This is a genomic window from Neobacillus niacini (assembly GCF_031456445.1).
Taxonomy (GTDB): Bacteria; Bacillota; Bacilli; order Bacillales; family Cytobacillaceae; genus Neobacillus; species Neobacillus niacini_I.
The window spans coordinates 23,438-44,043 of the sequence record NZ_JAVDUQ010000040.1; the positions used below are offsets into that span (position 1 = coordinate 23,438).

The window sequence follows — 20,606 nt, forward strand, 5'->3', positions numbered from 1 at the left end:
CAGATTGTAGAGAAAGGTTATATTTCTCAGCAATTTTCCATTCTATCTAAAACTTAAATACCGATTTTTATTAAAAGACTTTCCATGCTAAGGGGCCTGTTGATTTCCGCTCCAGGTGCTTCGCTTTCCGCGGGCGTTCCGGGGAGCCTCCTCGTCGCTTCGCTCCTGCGGGGTCTCCCCTGCCCCGTACTCCCGCAGGAGTCTACGCACCTTCCGCTCCAATCAACAGGAAGCGAATCAACAAAATTATTGCAACACACCCTTTCCAATCTGGCTAAGTGTGTTGCAATTTTTTCTTTCCTAAATTTAAAAACATTTTTCTCGATTCAAATAAGCGATTAACCTTACCTTTTTCCTTGTACGGCTATTTCCAGATTTCGTTCTATCTTCTTCAATAGCTTTATTTATCCACTTAAAATATTCCAAATTCTCTACTTCCTCTCTTCCTTTGCATACTTCTGCTTATTAACGTTCCCTTTAAATGGGTTGAAAATCAAAATAAAACACGTCTCCCAACCATTTTGTGATTCATTGCTTGGAGAACAACCTCATTAAAAATATCTTGAAATAAATCAGTATCTTTATAACTGTATGTGACGATTCCAACTAATCGCAGAATAATGTGGAACCAAATCCTAACACTTTAGGCCAAAAACCAACGGTAGGCAATGTTCATTTTAATTTCTCTTTCTAGTTTCCTTTCAGAACGACTGCTAAAAAGATACCCTAGGGCATCATTTTAAAAAGAAAGCTTTTTTGTAAACTTTGTTGCTTTCTTACTAATATTACTCACATAAATACTATTGTACAAAGCTTATGATTTCCAAGGCGATCGAGTCCGAATGGAGTCCTAATTCAGACAGGCTTGTTGATCTCAAAGATGATTGAGTCCAAATGAAGCCCTAATTCAGAAAGGGTTGTTGATTTCGAAGCCGATCGAGTCCGAATGGAGCCCTAATTCAGACAAGGTTGTTGATTTCAAAGACGGTCGAGTCCGAATGGAGCCCTAATTCAGAAAGGGTTGTTGATTTCAAAGACGGTCGAGTCCGAATGGAGCCCTGATTCAGACAGGGTTGTTGATTTCAAAGACGGTCGAGTCCGAATGGAGCCCTAATTCAGAAAGGGTTGTTGATTTCAAAGACGGTCGAGTCCGAATGGAGCCCTGATTCAGACAGGGTTGTTGATTTCAAAGGCGATCGTCCGAATCAACAGGCCCTTTAATCTATTCTAAATACAACAATCTTTGTGAAAACAGCCAAAAAGAATAAGGGGATCAGATGGACGGCCATTATCCTTCCTAAAAGGAGACTAACTTTTTCTAGGAGAAAGGAAAAATCTATATATTTGTCAATCAGGCGAAGAAGGTGGTTGTCCGAAACTAATTCATCAATAGAAACAAATTCACTTCGGCTAGACTCCTTTGGCTACCACTTATTTTTAAATATTTATTGAGAGATGTAATCTTTATTGAATACACCTGTTGATTGGAGCGGAAGGCACGAAGACTCCTGCGGGAGTACGGGGCAGGGGAGACCCCGCAGAAGCGAAGCGACGAGGAGGCTCCCCGGAACGCCCGCGGAAAGCGAAGTGCCTGGAGCGGAAATCAACGGACCTGTTGAACAGCCTATATATTAACCAAATTACATTATAGAATTGTTAAAGAAAGTAAATGACTAAAGGCTATCGAAATTTTCCGACAGCCTGAGCCGGCTTAAAGCCGGCTTTTTATTGTTTTTTACCCTCAATTTTCTTCTTATTTTTATTTGGTATTTGAAGTGTTTCAAAAAGCTTCGTTCCGTTCACATCGCCAAATTCAATACTAAATTCTTCGTTCGGTATTTGTCCCTTGCTGCCGGGTTTCATTACCCTCTACCCTTACTTCCCAATTTTGAATTTCGGTTGGCACCCTTTAAGTGATCATCTTCCCCATGAGAAAATTCCGCTGAGAATTCACTTTCCTGAACATTTTTATGAGGGGTTTTGGAATATTTTTCAACTGCATTAAATTCTGCTTTTCTTTTTGCCATCGTATAATCCTCCCAAAAAAAATAATCTTACATAAGTAGTTTTTATCAAACAATGAGAATCATTCATTTCCTTTTTTTTCTTAATATAAATTTTCTTTGCTGTAGGAAAATATAAGAAAAAGGAGTGAATGATTCATGAAGAAGGAAAATCGTGAAAAATCTATAAAACCATTAGATATAGATGAAACCTTACCACATCAAATTAGTGCTCCTAGTTTTGAGGGCACCGGTATAAAAATGGAGGCACCATTCGTTAACAAGCATGGGGTAGTGATTGGTGACAGTATGTACGCATCTCGGAACTCTCCTTTAGAAAATTGGACAGATGAAACGAATCCGGAAATTATGTCAGGGGATGAGTGGGTTCACCCAACAAATGATATTGGCTGGAATACAAGTGAAAATAAAGAACTGCTCGAGAAGAAACGGAAACCAAACGCCGCCCCTTTTATGCATCCCTCAAAGGACGTTGGTAAAGGGACAGATTAATATTGTTTCACCCTCAATTGCTCTAAAAGAAACCCATATCCGATAAACATTACCACTCATGAAAATAAAGGGATTAAAAATACTATCCTTACAGAGATTTTTCTCTGTAACGATATGAAGGAGTTGATAAATATGGCTAACAGCAGTAACAAATTATTAGTTCCAGGCATTGAACAATACTTGGATCAGGTTAAATATGAAATAGCCCAAGAGTTTGGTGTTCACCTGGGTTCGGACACCGTTTCACGTGCAAATGGTTCTGTTGGAGGAGAAATTACAAAGCGACTTGTGAAACAGGCTCAAGCACAATTATCTGGAAATTCCTCACAAGAATAATTTCATAATTTGGCTAAAAAAAGTCCGGCGGGAAAGCCGGACTTTTACTTATCTTATGTAACGATCCCAATTTGGGTTGTTTTTACTCCAGCTTTGATTTGAGTTTCCCTTGTGGCTGGATTTATTCTTATTATTAGATTGATGCTTATGACTGGAATTGCTCTTGTTACTGTATTGGTGCTTTTGACTGGAATTGCTCTTGTTACTGTATTGGTGCTTTTGACTGGAATTGCTCTTGTTACTGTATTGGCGCTTATAGCTGGAATTGTTTTTGTGACCAGGTTTTGCGTCTTTAGAGCTATGGTCCTTTTTTTCGTATTTTTTCGATTTCTTTTCAGGGCTATTTTTCATCTTACCATGTGAAAGGTTCGATGGACCGTGATTACTTTGTTTTTCTTTATTAGCAGAGAAATTATTAGGTACATTTTTTTCACCATCAAGTTTCTTCTGCTGACCCGGTGGTAATGCAGGCTGTGCCATAGGAGCCGGAACTGCTTTTTGACCTTTAGACTTTCCATTACTCCCGTTCGTTTCGATATTTTCAGCATTTTGAATGGATTGAATTTTATTCTCTTTATACTTCCCAGTAGTAATTCCTAATTGATGAGCTTCTTTTCTTTCTTTTTCCGAACCGCTTAGGACGGTGGCCTCTAGATGCTGTTTATTTACTGTGTCCTTAATTTCCTCAATATTTTCTTTCAGCTTGTCTTCAACCGGTTTTTCAACCTGTTCTGTCCGAACGGTAGAAATAATGACATGTTCCTTTTCCTTTAAATAGCCTTCTTCTTTCATTTCGCTAAGAAGATTTTGGGTGAGGTCTGAAACATCTTTTTTCTCCCAGTTAGAGATATTCGCTATGATTTTCTTTCCCTCTTTATTAAAGCCTGTTAATTCGACCACTTGCATCTTTTTATTTACACCAAGTTCAATACTTGGATTTACATCAATCGACATATAGGCATACGCTTTATTATCTTGATACGCAGGAATAAAGGACCCAAGAATTAAAAGTAGAACCGTTAGCGCTGCCCATACAGGTTTCATTTTTAACAGGTTTTTTACCGTCCATCTGGATCGGGAACCATGTAACTCATTATTTTCCATGGGAAAAAAGTGAATTTCTTCGCCGATTTCATAGGGTTGATTCCTTTTTCTTGCACGTAAAAATTCACCCTCCGGGGTTAAGAGTAATAGAAACGCATCATCAATTTCCATTACAATTCCTTTTTTCATGTTTCAAGCACCCCCTTTATATACTCCTTTAGAAAAACATAATCACCTGATAAAATAAGAGCAATTGCAATAATATACTTACGATTTCGTTCAATTGTTTTTCGGCTTGTCTCTACCATGTTTTCTAATTGTTTAATAGGAAGACGTTTTTTTTCAAGTAATATTTCTTTAAGCTCCGGGTGATCAACAATCATTTTAGCGGTAAGAATTGCATTTTTTCGTGCATCTGCATGCTTTGGAGAATTTTCCACTAAATCACTGAAGTTTAAATCAAAGGTTTTCAGCAGTTGTTGAAATTGAATAATTTCATCCTTTCTGAGCTGCTCATCCGTTTTTTTATGATAATCTTCTAGTGAAAGTTCGTTTACGATTACCGTACTTGGAGACTCTTCCTCAAGGGATGCGCTTTGGAAATCAAGACTAATATGTTGATTTTTTGATTGTTTACGAATATAGTCAATGACTCTTCTTTTAATTAAAACCTCAGCAAAACTTAGGAGTGAACTTCCCCGCTCAGATGAATATTTTTCAATCGCTTCATTAAAGGCTAACAGCCCAATGCTGAATTCATCATCCGTTTCATAAATATATCTTTTGCATACAGAAGAAACTGTTTTTGCAATAAATGGTTTGTACGATTCAATCAGTTCATTAAGAAGAATACGGTCACCTTGCTGAATTAATTTTACCGATTCCTCCAGTGTTTTTTTCTTGTTTTTGGTCATGAACAACAAACTGAGCATTAGACTCACCTCTCTATTCACCCAATTATACCATATGGATGGTGTCATAGATTTTAGGGGGTCATTACCAGCTCAGAAAAACAGTCCGTAATCAACTATTATTTCCTCGTTTATTATCCAAAATGAAACCGTTATCTAGTTTCCTCTCCTTAAGATTTTTTTGCGATCGCTTTTTCATTACAAAAGTACGTTTTATGTAACAGGATTTGTGGGGGTGTGTATAATAAAATTTCCAAAAACATTACAAAAAAACGACGGGAGCTTCCCGTCGCTTTTTTATTCGTGCTGATCCATTGGATTGTATAATTTAACTTTTGGATTTTTCTCTTGGAACCATCTTAGGGCGAAGTCATTTTCAAATAAGAATACAAAATGGTCATAGCGATCCTTTACAAGCAGGCTTCGAGAGCTTGAAAGATTTTCGTCTACTTCATCTCCTTCGACCCATCTGGCAATCTTGGACCCCATGCGTTCCATTAGAACTTCTGCATTATATTCATTCTTCATTCGATGCTCAAAAACTTCAAATTGCAGCTGCCCCACAGCTCCCAACAAATATTCTTCCATTCTAATTGTTTTGTAAAGCTGAATGGCTCCTTCTTGTACAAGCTGTTGAATTCCTTTATAAAAGGACTTTTGCTTCATGACGTTTTTAGCAGATACCTTCACATAGAGCTCCGGTGTAAATTGCGGCAGTCTTTCATATTGAAAATCATCTTTTCCTGTCGTCAATGTATCACCGATTTGGTAAGTTCCAGTGTCATATAATCCGATAATATCACCGCTTACAGCCTCGTCCACCGTATTTCTTTCTTCAGCCATAAACGAGGTCGATTGTGAAAGCTTTAATGGTTTCCCAAGACGAGGGATATTAACCGTCATCCCGCGTTCAAATTTACCTGAACAAATTCGGACAAAGGCAATCCGGTCACGATGCGCAGGATTCATATTCGCTTGAATTTTAAAAACAAAACCTGAAAAATTCTCTCCAAGCGGATCAATTTCCCCAATGGATGAATTTCTTGGTTTTGGAGGCGGAGCAAATTGGAGGTAGGACTCCAAGAATGTTTGCACTCCAAAGTTCGTTAAAGCACTGCCAAAGAAAACGGGCGTTAACGTACCAGCAGCAACTTTTTCAGCAGAAAATTCATTTCCCGCTTCATTAAGAAGAAAGATTTCCTCTACTGTTTGATCATAAAGGCCGGAGCTCTTAATCGAGTGCTCCCCTTCAATTTCCCCTTCATCATTTAAAGGGATAAATCGATCTTCATCACTCACACGAAATTGCTCAACTCGATTGTGGTAACGATCGTAAATTCCAAGAAATTCTTTTCCCATGCCAATAGGCCAATTCATAGGATAGGACTCAATGCCAAGGACTTCTTCTAATTCTGCCAGAAGCTCAAGCGGCGGTTTCCCTTGACGGTCAAGTTTATTCATAAACGTAAAAATTGGAATTCCCCGCATCCGACAAACTTTAAATAATTTAAGTGTTTGTTCCTCAATCCCTTTTGCGGAGTCGATAATCATCACGGCACTATCAACAGCCATTAAGGTGCGATACGTATCTTCACTAAAATCTTGGTGCCCAGGAGTATCTAATATATTGACACGAAATCCATCATAATCAAATTGCATCACACTGGATGTAACCGAAATTCCCCGCTGCTTTTCAATTTCCATCCAGTCACTTGTCGCAAATTTCCCGGTCTTTTTTGCTTTTACCGTTCCCGCATCCCGTATGGCGCCACCGAATAATAACAATTTTTCAGTCAATGTTGTTTTACCGGCATCTGGGTGGGAAATAATAGCAAAGGTCCGGCGCGATAATACTTCTTCTGTAAATTTGTTTCCCATCTTGACTTCCTCTCTTTTTTGGCCGATAGGAAAGAAAACTTTCCTATCAGGCATAAGTTCAACTACGCCTCATGAACCGCCCTTAGGGGCTCGCCAGTCGGCGAGTTTTCTTTAACAATTAATTTTTGTCCATAACTTCAATCTTATATGTCTTGAGATTACTTTGCAATCTCCAATTAATCGACACCAATTATTTTCTTTTTTCTCCATGAAAATAAGAATATAATGAAGAAAGCTGTTTAATAATTTATTTCACAAAAATTTAGGAGGAAATAATGAATCTTACATCGTTTGATCAACCTACCTTAAATTTAATACATAAAGCCTTTGAAATTGTTCTAAGGGAGAATCATATAGCTTATAAAAAAATTGGAATTGTCGAAGATGGCGATCAGTTATTATTTTTGTATGAGGGAAAGTCAGAAAAAGTTCATGTTTTTAAATGGAGCAAAGCACAAAGCCAAGGCGTTAGTATCGGTGTTCTTGCTCAAAGTGTATTAGCACCCATCATTCCAGCCCTTCGTAACCTTTAAACCTTCTTCACTTTAGCTGCCTTTCTGATATCAGAAAGGTTTCCTTTTTCCAAACACTTAAGCTTTTTCCTCCGATTCCCACATCCTTTTTTCGTCATTCCCTTTTATAATAGAGAAGTACTCTGTTAAAGGAGATGATGGAAATTGAATGAAAAAACGAAAAAAATAGTTTCGAAGTTTATTCCGCTCTTTGTAGCGTTTATATTTGTGGTGGTAGGTATTATTTGGGTGGTTCAGAATTCAAATGCAGAAGTGGCAATCCCTTTCTCGTCTGTGGAGAAAACCATACAAAATCAGCAGGGTAAGACGGTTACATTAACCGAGCGTGCTGATGGCAGTATTCATATTAAAGCAGGGAACGCCCAATATATTTCCCATGTTCCCCCCAATAGCCAAATGGTAGACAAGCTAGTAGAAAAATATAAGATTAATTATTCCTATTCGGATAGCAGTCCATACGGAAAATGGGTGCTCGGCGGTGTCATAATTCTTCTTGCAGCCGCCGCATTCGCTCTGCAAAAGAGTAAAGGCGGCTTCGGGCTTACCAACTCCATGAAAAATAGTGTTGCGAAAGCACGAACTCTTCCTTCTACAACATTAGATGATGTAGGTGGCATTGGAGAGGAAATGAAAGAAGAAATTTTACAAACCCTTTACACCCTAAAGGAACCGGAAAGAGCACAAAAATTAGGGATTAAACCGCCAAAAGGGATTTTGTTATATGGACCTCCTGGTACTGGAAAAACATTATTAGCCCAGGCCATAGCCCGAGAGCTAAATGCGTCATTTTTTTCCGCAAGTGGTTCTGCCTTTAATGAACTCTTTGTCGGTGTCGGAGCTAGCAGGGTTCGTTCTTTATTCCAAGCCGCAAGAAAGCAAAGTCCAGCCGTTATTTTTATTGATGAGGTCGATGCACTTGCAGGAAAAAGGAAAGCACATGGCGGGGAAGAAGCAGAAAAAACATTAACAGAGCTTCTTGTACAGCTTGACGGCGGTCATGCGAATGACGGGATCCTTTTTATCGCCGCAACCAACCGTAAAGATATGCTCGATGATGCATTCTTGCGTCCGGGAAGGATTGACTTCTCTTTCCATGTCCCTCTTCCAGATACAAAGGGAAGAAAGGAAATAATCGCGATTCATGCAAAAGGAAAGGCACTTGCTAATAATGTTCTTGTTTCATTAGACGATTTAGCCGAGAGTACATCAGGTTTTTCGGGTGCCGAGCTTCAAGCTTTATTTGAAACAGCAAGCCGACGTGCTGTCCGCGCCGGTAAAGACATGATTTATAAAGAAGACCTTGATTATGCACTTGATCGTACCATCTTAGGAAGTACTTCCCGTACTTTGCAGGATTCTGAAACAAAGCGCCGCGTGGCCATTCATGAAGCAGGACACGCCCTTGTTGCTTCTATAACAAAACCAGGTTCTGTCAGAAAAGCAACCATCATCCCTCGAGGTGATGCACTTGGTTATGTTGCACCAATTCCAAAGGAACTTCATTTATCAACAACCAGTGATCTTCTTGAGCGGATTGCAATGATTTTAGCCGGCGGAGTTGCTGAAAGAATGATGTTGGGTGAACACAGTATTGGTGTTAGCGGTGATGTCCAGCAGGCTAAACAGATTATTGAACAAATGGTTGATACCGGAATGCTGCAAAATGGATTTACCCTTACGTTTAATAAACAGGATAAAGAAACAAAAATGCAGGAACTTTTTGATAGAGGATTAGAAAAGGCCGAAGCTCTGATTCAAACCCATTATCAACAGTATCAGCAATTAGTAGATGCTTTATTAAAAAAGGAAACAATCGAAGGCGACGAAGTGGATGAGATTGTGTTGGGAAATTTAGTTTCAGCCTAGATGAAGAGCACGAGGTGTGCACTACGCACCTCGTGTTTTTTTCTGCTTTTCGTGGCAAACTAACACTGTATTCTTTGGAAAGAAGTGATATCTTTGTTCGGTAATCAGGAAAAGGTAAAAAAAGAATTCAACAAATATAAAAATAAAGCCCTTGAATTCCTCAATAATCAACAAAAAACAGGTGAGTTGCTAACACAGGCACAAAGTAAAGGGAAAGAACAGAAACATTCTTTAGGCAATGCTCTGGGGAAATTGGAACGCTTAATTGAGCTTATTAAAGCCTATTCAAAAGGTGAGTATCGAAACATATCTAAGAGTACACTGGCAACGGTTATTGGTGCTATTCTCTATTTTGTTTCTCCAATTGACATGATTCCCGATTTTATTGTTGGATTAGGAATTGTGGATGATGCTGCCGTGATTGGTTATGCCATCAAAAAAATATCAGGGGAATTAGATGAATTTGAAAAATGGAAAAGCAAAAACCCTCTTGACTGAATATGGATCATTGCCCCAACCACAAAATAAGAAAAGCAAGGGGGTACCTTGCCTTTCTTAATTGGAAGTAGCGATTAAAAAACCGCTGCACTTATTGATTTTTTTAAATTACATTCAAGTTTTAATTTTTTAATAGAAGCAAGCAGCACCTACAATAATTAATAGGATGAACAAGACAACGATTAATGCGAAACCGCCGCCCCAGCCTCCAACTGCTCCACCATATCCGTAACCGCAGCATCCGCCGCCAAAACCACCATATCCACCATATCCACCATATCCAAACATTTTTCATTACCTCCTATTTTTTAAATTACCCATGAAGCTCCGATAATGATTAACAAGATAAATAATACTACTAGAAGGGCAAAGCCGCCGCCGGCGTATCCGCCTACTGCACCAGTCATTTTCATTACCTCCTTATTTAATTTCTATATATCCTATTCATGCACCTAAAAATGTGCACTAGACACTTATCCCTGTTACCCAATTTTGAAAAAAAAGAATAAGCCCATCTTTTAAGAAAGATGGGCAGGGTTATTTTGAGTTACTATGGAGGCTTTTGGTCCATCTAAATAAAAACGATCAATAAAAGAGAGAAGCAGCATATATACCACTTCTCTCTTTTTCAATTAATCAATAATTCGAACAACTCGTCCGTTGAATGTTGACTTCCAATAACTATTTGACATGGATGCAATCGCTACACCTGTGGAGCTTTGCGAACCAATGAACTTTCCGCCGCCGACATAAATTCCAACGTGACCATCCGTTTTATAAGTATTAAAGAATACAAGGTCTCCCGGCTTCATTTGACTTGCAGGAACCTGTCTTCCTGCATACTTTAAGGAGTCAGTACTTGAACCAATATTATATCCTGCTTGTGCATATGCCCAATGAACAAAACTTGAGCAATCAAATCGGCCATGGGCCACATCATATGCGTTACGACCGCCGCCAAATACATAAACAGAATTTCCAATATATTTATTTCCAGCGGTAATGACCTCTTGAACACTTCCACTTGCACCTGTATGAGTCGCAACTGGTGTGTTATCGTCTGAACCGGATTCATTAGACGAAGGCGACGACGGTGATGGTGTTGATGAATTGCTAGTGCTGTTGTCATTTCCAGAATTGTTATTGTTAGCAGAAACAGTCGCAGGAGCAACATTGTTTGCATGCATCATGTTATATTCTTTTAAGGCAAGTTCCCGATCTTTTCCTTTTAGTTTCGCAATGCGATCCAATTGTTCTTTTTCTTTTTGTTTAAGTTCTTTCTTTAATGTATCATTTTCCTTTTTTTGATCTAAAATCTGATCATGCATACCTACAAGTTCTGTTTTCATTTCCTTTAGCTCTGTCAGCTTTTTTTGAACGGTAGCTTGTTTAACTTCAACTTCCTTTTTATCTGCTTCATACTGTTTAATAAAATCCTGATCCGCTTGAACAAACGTAGAAACAGCACCCATTCGATCAATAAAATCACTAAAACTTGAAGCACCTAATAAGACGTCAAGATAATTAACGGTTCCGCCACTTTCTTGGAATGAAACAGCACGTTTTTTTAAAATTTCATTTCGTGTTGCAATTCTTTTTTTTATGACAGAAACTTCTTGTTCTAATTTCTGAACTTGGGATTTCGAATCCTGAATGTTTATTTCTGTTTTTTTCATCATGGAATTATTATCTTTGATCGCTTGATCAACACGGCTAGTTTGTTCTATTAATTTAGCAAGATCACTTTGAACCTTTGTAATTTCGCTATTAGCTTTTGAAATACCCGCTTGAACTCCCGAACGCTGACCTTTTATACTTTGTAAATTGTTATTTGGTGCAGCTTTCACAGCTGGAATGGAATAGGCACTTCCAAGACCAAGCATTACAATCGTACTAAGGGCGGTTAGTTTCTTTTTCAATTGATTCCCTGCTTTCTTATCGTCAAATTTTTTATTTTCCCTCATTGAATTTCGACAAAATTCACGGTAACTATTTGACAAATTTCTATGTATTCTAGTCTATTATTCATAAAATATATCATTATGTATTAGGTCATCTTCATAAAATGACCAATCTTTTAATTATTTTGTTGCAATTAGTAGTATAACATCTAATTTTGTCAAAAAAGTTATGATAATATTACATTTATATTTCAAACGCCATTTTCTAACGAAAGTTAACAATATGTTCAAAAAAAAGAAGACCCAATCAGTTTGATTAGATCTTCTGCACCACTCTTTTTAGCCCGGAAGTATTCTTAATTTGTTCTGTTCATTCACTCCAATATCCCATTGATGGAAATGGAGCTGAAATTGGTCATTTATTTTTTTACGATTTCTGCGCATCCACTTGATTGCATGCCGGTTTGCATCCTTTTCCACCCATGAAAATGAATACGATACGCCCAGTAATGGTGAACCTGTAAGTGACTGTAAAAACTTATGTTCATTTGTGGTAAATTGATGATGATGACGCATTTCATGAAATAAGCAAAAAACGCCATGAAGCTTTTTTAATAAAGGGTCTTGATAAGGCAGGTTAAATAAGTAGATAAAAATTTTGCATTGTTGATAATTATAGCTAGAAAAAATAGAAGACTTCACAAGATGTTTTAGTAAATAATAGCGAGCGGATAAATCACTTCCCTTTTCCGTTTGTGTGGTGATCCCCTGCCAGCCGTCAAATATGTAAATATCGGGTGTTCGGCTATGTGAAGTTGGCAATAAATCTAATAAAAAATCAATCTCGTTTTCTGTTAAAATACTTGAATGACTATAAATCGCCAACCTATTCACCCGATTTCGTTTTTTATTAATAGTATATATAATTTTCGGAATCTTTTAAATTAAAGGTTATCGAAAAACTTTCGACAGTCTTTTATTTCATTCACTCTCATTATCCATTCACCGTGTTAATTTATTATTAAAGGTATTATATAGGCTGTTCAACAGGTCTGATGATTTCCGCTCCAATCGACAGGTGTATTCAATAAAGACCTACAACTCAACCAATAAATAATAAAAATAATTGGTATATTTAATGTTTAAGCCAAAAGAGTCTAGCCAAAGTAAACTTTTCTTTTCCCTTTTTCGGTAAAACCAACTCGTTCGGGCAATGAAACCACTTTTCTTTTCCCTTTTTACGAGAAAAACAGCTCGTTCGGGCAATGAAACCACTTTTCTTTTCCCTTTTTACGAGAAAAACAGCTCGTTCGGGCAATGAAACCACTTTTCTTTTCCCTTTTTACGAGAAAAACAGCTTGTTCGGGCAATGAAACCACTTTTCTTTTCCCTTTTTACGAGAAAACCAGCTCGTTCGAGCAATGAAACCACTTTTCATTTCCCTTTTTACGAGATAACCAGCTCGTTCAGGCAATGAAACCACTTTTCTTTTCCCTTTTTACGAGATAACCAACTCGTTCGGGCAATGAAACCACTTTTCTTTTCCTTTTTTACAGTCATTCCAGCTCGATTGGGCAATGAATGGGAAGAATACAAGGAAAAGGTAAGGTCAAATCGCTTATCTAATACAAGAAAAAAGCTAGAAAGGGAATAAATGAGCGAAGCTTTGTTGTAGACTCAAGAGCTGTACGGGCTTCGCAACTGCCGATTTCGAGGATTGAAGAATGTAAGTGAACAGGATCTCCTTACTGATGCATGCCAAAATATAAAAAAGATTGTCACACACTTGGCCAGGATAGAAAAAGTGTGTGGCAATTCATTAGGTTGATTCTCCCCTGTTGATTGGAGCGGAGGGTGCGAAGACTCCTGCGGGAGTACGGGGTAGGGGAGACCCCGGAGGCGCCAAAGCGCCGAGGAGGCTCCCCTGCACGCCCGCGGAAAGCGAAGCACCCGGAGCGGAAATCAACAGGCCAGTTAGCAGGTACAAATTTTTAATGAAAAAGCGGTAGTTTAAATTCAGACATAATAAAAAATTGCCGAGAAAAATACCCTTTCTCGACAATCTGACAATCTCTGGTAACCAACAGATTGTTTTTTAATAAATCAACCAGTATTCCGAAGTCCTGCAGAGATTCCGCTGATGGTTAATAATACCTCCGTTAACAAATCATCATTAGGCTCGTCCTGGCTGCGCAATTCTTTTATTAACTCAACCTGTAAAAAGTTTAATGGATCAACATATGGATTACGTCTAAATACCGATTCCTTGATATTTGGTGTATGATCGAGCAATTCTTGATCACCTGTTATTTTTAAAAGAATGGCTTTTGTTTTTTCATATTCATTAAGAATATTGGTAAAAATTCTTTCAGCAATGGTTTGATCCTCAACAAGTGTCAAATATTCCTTAGCGGTTGTAATATCTGCCTTCATTAATGCCATATGCAGGTTATCAATTGTCGATTGGAAGAAAGGCCATTTTTGGTACATTTCCTGTAATAAGGTCAAATTCTTCCCATTCTTTGATGCAAAGCTATCTAATCCCGTCCCTGCAGCAAACCAAGCAGGCAGCAGCTGACGGCTTTGTGTCCATGCGAACACCCATGGAATCGCCCGTAAATCTTCGAATCGCCCTTGTTTTTTTCGACTCATCGGTCTTGAACCGATATTTAAGTCCCCTAATTCCCGGAGTGGGGTTGCCTGATTAAAATAAGTAAGAAAATCTGGGTCATGAAACACAAGAGACTGATATTTTACTAAAGATTCGTTGGAAATTTCATCGATTGCTTTTTCCCATTCCGAATTTCTTAATATCCCATGATCAGCTTCTTTTGATACATGTGTTGCAACCTTAAGCAGTGTGGAAATTGCTTGTTCAAGGCTTCGATAGGCAATGTCCTCAAGTAGGTACCTAGAAGACAGCACTTCACCTTGTTCAGTAATTTTCACTCCACCCCCGATGGTTTCGGCAGGCTGTGATAGGATACTTTTGTTTAATGGACCGCCCCCACGTCCAAGCGAACCGCCGCGGCCATGGAAAAATTTCAGAGCAATCTGATAGCGTTTGGCCATCTCGTGAATTTCAATCTGTGCCTTATAAAGTTTCCAGTTAGCGGTTAAGGTCCCACCATCTTTGCTTCCGTCAGAATAACCAAGCATAATTTCCTGCCGGTCGCCCATAATCTGCAAATGATTACGGTATAACGGTATTTTGAAAAGTGTTTCCATAATCTTTGGTCCTGCTGTTAAATCATCTATGGTTTCAAGCAGCGGTGCCACATTCAGATGGCTTTCCAAAGTACCATCCGCATGGAGCCGGTAAATTCCAGCCTCTTTTGCCAAGACAAGTACCTCTAACAGGTCGCTTGGAGATTTTGTCATACTGACAAGATAAACGGATATGGAACGTTTACCAAATTCTTCATGTGCCTTTTTAATCATATGGAATACTTTAATCATTTCTTGTGTTTCTTTCGAATAATCTTCATTTAGCAAAAGGAGCGGACGCGGATCGATTAAAATATTTTGCAGAATTTTCATCTTCTCATCTTCGGAAAGCTCGCCATAGTTTTCTGTGATTCTTACTTTCCTTAAAATTTCCGTAATCGCTGCTTCATGCTCCCCGCTATGGTTTCGGATATCGAGAGTAGCAAGGTGGAAGCCAAACAACTGAACTTGACGGATTAACTTTTGAATGGAGCGCAATTCATGGGCAGCAGGGTGATGACCTTTTAGACTGCTTTGAATGACAAACAAATCTTTTAACAGCTCTTCAGCCGATTGATAACCAACTACAGATTTCCCAACTTGTCTCACCCGCTCAATCATAACTGCAAAAACCCGGCGGTATACCTCCGTTTTGACAGGCCACTGTTTATCTTCCGTTAAATACTTATTTTCTTGCGCCTCCAGCAATTGTAGGAGTTCTTCACTTACTCCTACCCTTGTAGTGGAATGGCTGTACCGTTTCATTAAATCAGTCAGAACCCCTTTATATTTCTTTAACACAATTCTTCTTTGCCGAATTAAAGTCTCCCAAGTCACATCGTGCGTAACATTTGGGTTTCCATCACGATCTCCGCCAATCCATGAACCAAAACGGAGAAAATTTGGAACTTCCCATTTTGTGTCAAGGTAATTTCTTTCAAGGCTATCTTCTACCTCTTGATGGATTTCAGGAAGGACCTCAAAAAGGGTTTGATCAAAATAATAAAGACCGTTGCGGACTTCATCCATTACTGTCGGCTTGTTATGCCGTAATTCATCCGTCTGCCAAAGGATGGTTACCTCATTAAACAAGCTTTCTTCGAGCTTCTTTTGCTCTCTTTTCGTCAATAGCGGATGATCAAGCTTCTCTAAAATTACCGCAATTCGTTGTTGAATTTCAAGGATTGACCGCTTGGTTGCTTCTGTTGGGTGGGCTGTAATCACTAGCTCAAGTGATAACGTTTTTAGGACTTCCTGAATGACTTCTTTCGATATATGGTTTTCTTTTAATGAGAGGACCGCACTTTCAATCGATGCGGGTTGAACGTTACTTTCTGCCTGTAGTTGATACTGCCTGCGTCTGCGAATCCGATGGTTTTGTTCCGCTGCGTTGATTAAATGGAAATACATCGAAAAAGCACGGACCACTTGCATACGCATCGGGTTGTTTAAAGTGGAGATTTCCTTTTTAAGAGCGGAATAGGTTTCTTCCTCATATTCAGTTCGGAGGGATTTGCACATGTTTCTTATTTTTTCGACTTTGTCGAATAATTCTACCCCTCCATGATTGATCAGGATTTCACCAAGCATTTGGCCAAGTAGTTTGACATCTCTACGCAATGGAAGACTGCTGTCATTTACTTTTAATTCTGTTGCCATTCATCTCACCTTCCCTTAATCAAAAAATTCTAATAAATTTTTAAATATAAATATAACATAATCTTCAAAAAATGTAGAATAAAACTCCTTCTTTTTTATAAAATTTTAATCAATTAAATCGATAAAGCGCTTTCATTCATTATTAATCTGTCAGAACCAATTTCACTAAAATCACTATATTCTATATCTTCTATTCTTTATAACAACTAATATTTTTAGTTTTGATGTTATATTGAATAAGCAATTATTTAATTCACTTTACTCTGGAAAAACTCAAATGGAAATAACCTTTCGCTCACCAGATAAAAATAATCAAAATACCAAAAAGTTTTTATGAATAATTCAGGTATTTGTTAAAGGGGATACTATTGAAAAAAGTCACAGAAATCCCGTGGTTAAAGATATATACTAAAACGGGAGCGTGATTATCAATGAAATTAATCGTTTGTTCATCTGAGTTGTCTACCTATTTAGAAGAGTCGGATCCTATAAATTTTCAACATCCTCAAATCCTTAAAAAAGTAAAGGAATTTCAAGGGGATAGTAATAGTAAGTTTGAGTGGGCAGAACAGGCTTTTCATTTTGTAAGAGACGAAATTCAACATTCGTTCGACAAAGAAAGTACAGTTATCACTATTAGCGCTTCAGAAACATTTGAGAAAAAAGAAGGGATTTGTTTTGCGAAATCCCATTTGTTGGCGGCTTTTTTAAGAGCGATGGAAATTCCTGCTGGATTTTGTTATCAGCGCGTGACACGAAAAGGCACACCTGAATCAGGATATGCGCTCCATGGATTCAATGCTGTTTATTTTGAAGAATATGGTGGGTGGTTTCGTGTTGATCCTCGTGGTAATAAGCCGGGGATTTCTTCTGAATTTAGCGTGAATCAGGAGAAACTTGCTTACCCGATTCGTCAAGAATTAGGTGAAATTGATTATCCCTATATTTTTAGTAAACCATTAGAAGAGGTAGTTTTTTCAATGAGGTGTTCCAAGGACTGCAATGAATTATTTTTTAACAGACCGGAAGCCATTCATAATAAATCAACCGTTTGATTCCTCAAACTGTTGTGTTTTTTCTATTCATCAAATAAAGAGGACAATAGTGTAAAGGGGTGCCCCTAAAAGTTATACTTTTGGGACACCCTCTTTTCAAATAGTTTAATAGTAACAATACTTATGGATTTTCCTTCTGGTACCGATAAAGTATTTCCTTCGCCCTTGACTTATACTCGCTTAAGTTCTTCTAATTTTGTAGAGATGGCTAACGCCATTTCCTCCGCTTGCTTCGGAATGGAATTTTTTAAAACAGAATTGACCATTGGTGCCGTAGCACCACTTGCACTAACATCTAAAAATCCTGTCATTTTTGTTTTGTTCGCGCTTTGAGCTTCCGCCTCAAAATAACCCCCGCCGTTATACTTTTCTTTTATTCCTTTTAATGTAAAGGACACTCTTGTCGGCTCATTCCACTCCGTTATTTCAACTAATAATTTAACTTTTTTTTTCATAATCCCGATGTCACTTTTAAATTCCCATGTTGACCTGTGGTCATCTAATTTTTCATGGTGAATATAACCAGGGACAAGTGGTGCCCAATTTTCCATATCCTTCACAAAACCCCAAACTACTTCAATGGGTAAATCCAAAACTACCTGGTGCTTTCCGCTTGGCATTTATTTTCCCTCTTTCCCTTCCAAATAAAAGACCTTCAATTAGCCCAATTGAAGGTCTTTTATTTAGATATATGATTCATTAAGTGAGAATAGAAGAAATACCACTTGATAAACCTATGAAAATCCTTACTTCACACAATACGAATTTTCCTTTAAGAATACCTGAATCCGTTCAGCTGCTTCCGTTAAAAGATCCGTTGGCTGCACCATTGCGATACGTACATAACCTTCCCCTAATTGCCCAAAGGCATCACCTGGAACGACTGCTACCCCCGCGTGATCAATCAATTCAAAGGCAAACTGGCGTGAGGTCCACCCCTCCGGGATCTTCGCCCAAACAAACATGGTTGCTGGAGACTTTGATACTTTCCAGCCGCTTTTTTCAAGACCAGCGATTAACGCATCACGGCGAATCTCATACTCCTTCACTTGGTCACTTAAACAAGTATAATCAGAAGTGAGCGCCTTGACGGCTGCCTGTTGAATCGGATAAAAAATCCCATAGTCAATATGCGATTTTAACCCACCAAGAATTTTCAGCGCCTCTTCATTTCCAACAACATAGCCAATACGGCAGCCGGCCATATTAAAAGTTTTAGAAAGGGAATTAAATTCAATTCCAACTTCCTTTGCCCCGGGAATGGACATAAAACTGATTTGCGGGTGACCGTCAAAAATTAATTCAGAATACGCAAAATCGTGTACAACCAAGATATTATGCTGCTTAGCAAACCTAATTACTTTTTCAAAAAAATCTCGGTCCGCAAGTGCCGTCACCGGGTTACCAGGATAGCTTAAAATCATCATTCGCGTCTTTTCTAAAACGTCTAATGGGATTTCATCAAACTGCGGCAGAAAATCATTTTCTGCACGTAACGCCATCGGATAAACAACACCTCCTGCAATCGTTACGCTCGCTTCGTATATCGGATATCCAGGGTCCGGGACTAATACATAATCACCAGGATTGCAAATAGCAGTAGCTAAATGGGCAAGCCCATCCTGAGAACCCATCAGCTGCAGTACCTCTGTTTCCGGCTCAAGTTTGACACCGTAACGGTGCTGATAAAAATAACTTACGGCATCATGAAATTCTGCAATTCCCTTTAAGGTATAACCATATTTGCTTTTATCCTTGGCAAATTCCACCAACGTATCAACCACAAATGCAGGGGGCGGCAAATCAGGACTCCCCACACTTAAATCAATCACATCTTTTCCATTTCTTATGGCTTGCTTCTTACGGTCTGCAACCTCTTGAAAAATACTTGCCGTCATTTTCTGCAATTTTCCAGATGCAACCAGTTCCATTCCTATTCACCTCGGGTTATTAGTTTTCGCAGGATAATTTTTAATCCGGTTGAAATTTTCCACTCCTTTAATTATAAAACAATTCGAAACTATTTTAACAAACTTTTATTACCTTATTTCATTCATGGACGGTTATTTTCAAAAAATAAATTGATAATACTACCGCTATATTTTAAAATCGTAAGATAGGTTTTAAAATTCTGATAAATTAAGTTTGTGTTTATGGGGGTTAAAGTGGTGGTTATCCTTTTTCGATATTTTTTATTTTTTGCAGGATTGGTTTGTTTCGGACTCGGGAATGCAATCGCGGTCAAGGTGAAACATGTCGGGTTACACCCATGGGAAGTTTTGAATGTTTCTTTATACAATCATTTTGGTCTTTCAATCGGAACATGGTCGGTGATTTGCGGTCTGGTTCTTGTGATCATTTCTTTTGTAACGGATAGAAGGTATATCAATATCGGAACCTTCTTAAACGCTTTGATTATCGGTCCGGTCATGGATTTTTTCCTCTGGCTCGATATCCTTCCGCAGGCTACCCATACTTGGGTGGACTACCTCATTCTGCTATCCGGAATCATCATTACGGGAATTGGTGGAGGCATGTACGTCGCGGCAGGGATTGGAGCAGGCCCGCGAGATGGTTTTATGTTATCCATCTCCGACAAAACTAGATTATCTGTCAGCCAAGCACGAATGATTGTGGAGAGTGTAGTCTTAATCATTGGATTATTATTAGGAGGACCCGTCTTTATTGCAACGTTTTTATACACCTTTATTCAAAGTCCAATTTTTCAGCGTTCTCTAAAAGGCTTTAAAATCTTAGTCGAAGCAGTTAAAAAGAAAAATCAGAAAGATACTCCTGAGAGCGTATATATGTAGAAAGACCGAGCTAGAATTGTAACGGGTTCTCTTTAAAGGTGCAAAACAATAAATCGCAATGCAAATAGGGTGCGAAATCGCAATGATTTTCTCACCCTATTTTTTATTGCTATATCATTGTTTTTTGGCAAAATAGCACATAAAGTCACATAGTAAATAACAACTTGCGAATAGATATTCTCTATCTAATAATTGGATTGTTAAAATAGATGTGAATTACTATGTTAAATTATGTATAAGAAAGTAGTCATAAACAATACATCCCTTCACCAATGAATCGGATTATCAGATAAGGTTATTTATTTTGGCTCTAATATAACTGAATGTTGATTTCACAGTGTTTGAAAAATAAACGGTAAAATTCCGTCTAAATTGGGAAATACCCATAT

19 protein-coding genes and 2 pseudogenes are annotated in these 20,606 nt (G+C 38.3%); 7 read left to right on the forward strand and 14 right to left on the reverse strand.

Features of this window, described 5'->3' with window-relative positions:
* Positions 1–643 precede the first annotated feature (643 nt).
* From J2Y67_RS28120 to J2Y67_RS23750, 4 genes and pseudogenes are all read right to left on the reverse strand, one after another.
* A pseudogene (locus tag J2Y67_RS28120) lies at positions 644–718 on the reverse strand (transposase); the annotation flags it as partial.
* A 539-nt stretch (positions 719–1,257) separates the two neighbouring features.
* Positions 1,258–1,391 (reverse strand): annotated as a pseudogene (locus J2Y67_RS28195) (IS5/IS1182 family transposase); the annotation flags it as partial.
* 334 nt (positions 1,392–1,725) lie between these two features.
* Positions 1,726–1,863 (reverse strand): hypothetical protein, encoded by a 138-nt coding sequence (locus tag J2Y67_RS23745; RefSeq protein WP_310177944.1) that lies wholly within the window; start codon positions 1,861–1,863, stop codon positions 1,726–1,728.
* On the reverse strand, positions 1,863–2,027 hold the full coding sequence (locus tag J2Y67_RS23750; RefSeq protein ID WP_310177947.1) for a hypothetical protein: 165 nt from the start codon (positions 2,025–2,027) through the stop codon (positions 1,863–1,865). The genes J2Y67_RS23745 and J2Y67_RS23750 overlap by 1 nt, the downstream gene beginning before the upstream one ends.
* 135 nt (positions 2,028–2,162) lie before the next feature.
* Here J2Y67_RS23750 and J2Y67_RS23755 point away from each other — a divergent pair, with 135 nt between their 5' ends.
* Together J2Y67_RS23755 and J2Y67_RS23760 are read left to right on the forward strand one after the other, a co-directional pair.
* Positions 2,163–2,516 (forward strand): DUF3905 domain-containing protein, encoded by a 354-nt coding sequence (locus J2Y67_RS23755; protein ID WP_310177949.1) that lies wholly within the window; start codon positions 2,163–2,165, stop codon positions 2,514–2,516.
* A gap of 132 nt (positions 2,517–2,648) precedes the next feature.
* Entirely contained in the window at positions 2,649–2,852 is a 204-nt protein-coding gene (locus tag J2Y67_RS23760) for an alpha/beta-type small acid-soluble spore protein (protein ID WP_133332630.1), read from the forward strand.
* 48 nt (positions 2,853–2,900) lie between these two features.
* Here the strand turns inward: J2Y67_RS23760 and J2Y67_RS23765 are convergent, their stop codons facing one another.
* The 3 genes from J2Y67_RS23765 to J2Y67_RS23775 form a co-directional block, all read right to left on the reverse strand.
* The gene (locus tag J2Y67_RS23765) at positions 2,901–4,085 is read right to left on the reverse strand and encodes an anti-sigma-I factor RsgI family protein (protein WP_310177951.1); all 1,185 of its coding nucleotides are present in this window, start codon (positions 4,083–4,085) and stop codon (positions 2,901–2,903) included.
* The gene (sigI, locus tag J2Y67_RS23770) at positions 4,082–4,837 is read right to left on the reverse strand and encodes an RNA polymerase sigma factor SigI (protein WP_310177952.1); all 756 of its coding nucleotides are present in this window, start codon (positions 4,835–4,837) and stop codon (positions 4,082–4,084) included. Before sigI ends, J2Y67_RS23765 begins: the two co-directional genes overlap by 4 nt.
* A 267-nt stretch (positions 4,838–5,104) precedes the next feature.
* Positions 5,105–6,685 (reverse strand): peptide chain release factor 3, encoded by a 1,581-nt coding sequence (locus J2Y67_RS23775; protein WP_310177953.1) that lies wholly within the window; start codon positions 6,683–6,685, stop codon positions 5,105–5,107.
* 275 nt (positions 6,686–6,960) lie between these two features.
* Here J2Y67_RS23775 and J2Y67_RS23780 point away from each other — a divergent pair, with 275 nt between their 5' ends.
* The 3 genes from J2Y67_RS23780 (at position 6,961) to J2Y67_RS23790 (ending at position 9,582) form a co-directional block, all read left to right on the forward strand.
* Positions 6,961–7,218, forward strand: a complete 258-nt coding sequence (locus tag J2Y67_RS23780; protein ID WP_310177954.1) for a hypothetical protein — start codon at positions 6,961–6,963, stop codon at positions 7,216–7,218.
* Positions 7,219–7,362: 144 nt separating this feature from the next.
* Positions 7,363–9,084 (forward strand): AAA family ATPase, encoded by a 1,722-nt coding sequence (locus J2Y67_RS23785; RefSeq protein ID WP_310177956.1) that lies wholly within the window; start codon positions 7,363–7,365, stop codon positions 9,082–9,084.
* A 93-nt stretch (positions 9,085–9,177) separates the two neighbouring features.
* Positions 9,178–9,582, forward strand: a complete 405-nt coding sequence (locus J2Y67_RS23790; RefSeq protein ID WP_310177957.1) for a YkvA family protein — start codon at positions 9,178–9,180, stop codon at positions 9,580–9,582.
* A 129-nt stretch (positions 9,583–9,711) separates the two neighbouring features.
* Here the strand turns inward: J2Y67_RS23790 and J2Y67_RS23795 are convergent, their stop codons facing one another.
* The 5 genes from J2Y67_RS23795 to ppc all read right to left on the reverse strand — a co-directional run bounded on the left by J2Y67_RS23795 (position 9,712) and on the right by ppc (position 16,349).
* Entirely contained in the window at positions 9,712–9,870 is a 159-nt protein-coding gene (locus tag J2Y67_RS23795; protein WP_310177959.1) for a YjcZ family sporulation protein, read from the reverse strand.
* 20 nt (positions 9,871–9,890) lie between these two features.
* Positions 9,891–9,989 carry a YjcZ family sporulation protein gene (locus J2Y67_RS23800; RefSeq protein WP_310177962.1) on the reverse strand — a complete coding sequence of 33 codons (99 nt, stop codon included), beginning with the start codon at positions 9,987–9,989 and terminating at the stop codon, positions 9,891–9,893.
* 225 nt (positions 9,990–10,214) lie between these two features.
* A complete protein-coding gene (locus tag J2Y67_RS23805) occupies positions 10,215–11,501 on the reverse strand; it encodes a coiled-coil domain-containing protein (RefSeq protein ID WP_310177963.1) in 1,287 nt (428 codons plus the stop codon).
* A 321-nt stretch (positions 11,502–11,822) separates the two neighbouring features.
* Entirely contained in the window at positions 11,823–12,368 is a 546-nt protein-coding gene (locus tag J2Y67_RS23810) for a hypothetical protein (protein ID WP_310177964.1), read from the reverse strand.
* A 1,218-nt stretch (positions 12,369–13,586) separates the two neighbouring features.
* Complete coding sequence (gene ppc, locus J2Y67_RS23815; RefSeq protein WP_310177965.1) at positions 13,587–16,349, reverse strand: phosphoenolpyruvate carboxylase; 2,763 nt, start codon at positions 16,347–16,349, stop codon at positions 13,587–13,589.
* Between the two features lie 431 nt (positions 16,350–16,780).
* Here ppc and J2Y67_RS23820 point away from each other — a divergent pair, with 431 nt between their 5' ends.
* Positions 16,781–17,404, forward strand: a complete 624-nt coding sequence (locus J2Y67_RS23820; protein WP_310177968.1) for a transglutaminase-like domain-containing protein — start codon at positions 16,781–16,783, stop codon at positions 17,402–17,404.
* Between the two features lie 170 nt (positions 17,405–17,574).
* On the opposite strand, the gene J2Y67_RS23825 is transcribed toward J2Y67_RS23820, so the two are convergent.
* Together J2Y67_RS23825 and J2Y67_RS23830 are read right to left on the reverse strand one after the other, a co-directional pair.
* The gene (locus J2Y67_RS23825) at positions 17,575–18,024 is read right to left on the reverse strand and encodes a CoxG family protein (RefSeq protein WP_310177970.1); all 450 of its coding nucleotides are present in this window, start codon (positions 18,022–18,024) and stop codon (positions 17,575–17,577) included.
* A 126-nt stretch (positions 18,025–18,150) separates the two neighbouring features.
* Positions 18,151–19,335, reverse strand: coding sequence for an LL-diaminopimelate aminotransferase (locus J2Y67_RS23830; protein WP_310177972.1), 1,185 nt, complete (start codon positions 19,333–19,335; stop codon positions 18,151–18,153).
* Between the two features lie 234 nt (positions 19,336–19,569).
* Here J2Y67_RS23830 and J2Y67_RS23835 point away from each other — a divergent pair, with 234 nt between their 5' ends.
* Positions 19,570–20,217 carry a YitT family protein gene (locus J2Y67_RS23835; protein WP_310177975.1) on the forward strand — a complete coding sequence of 216 codons (648 nt, stop codon included), beginning with the start codon at positions 19,570–19,572 and terminating at the stop codon, positions 20,215–20,217.
* Positions 20,218–20,606: the final 389 nt, after the last annotated feature.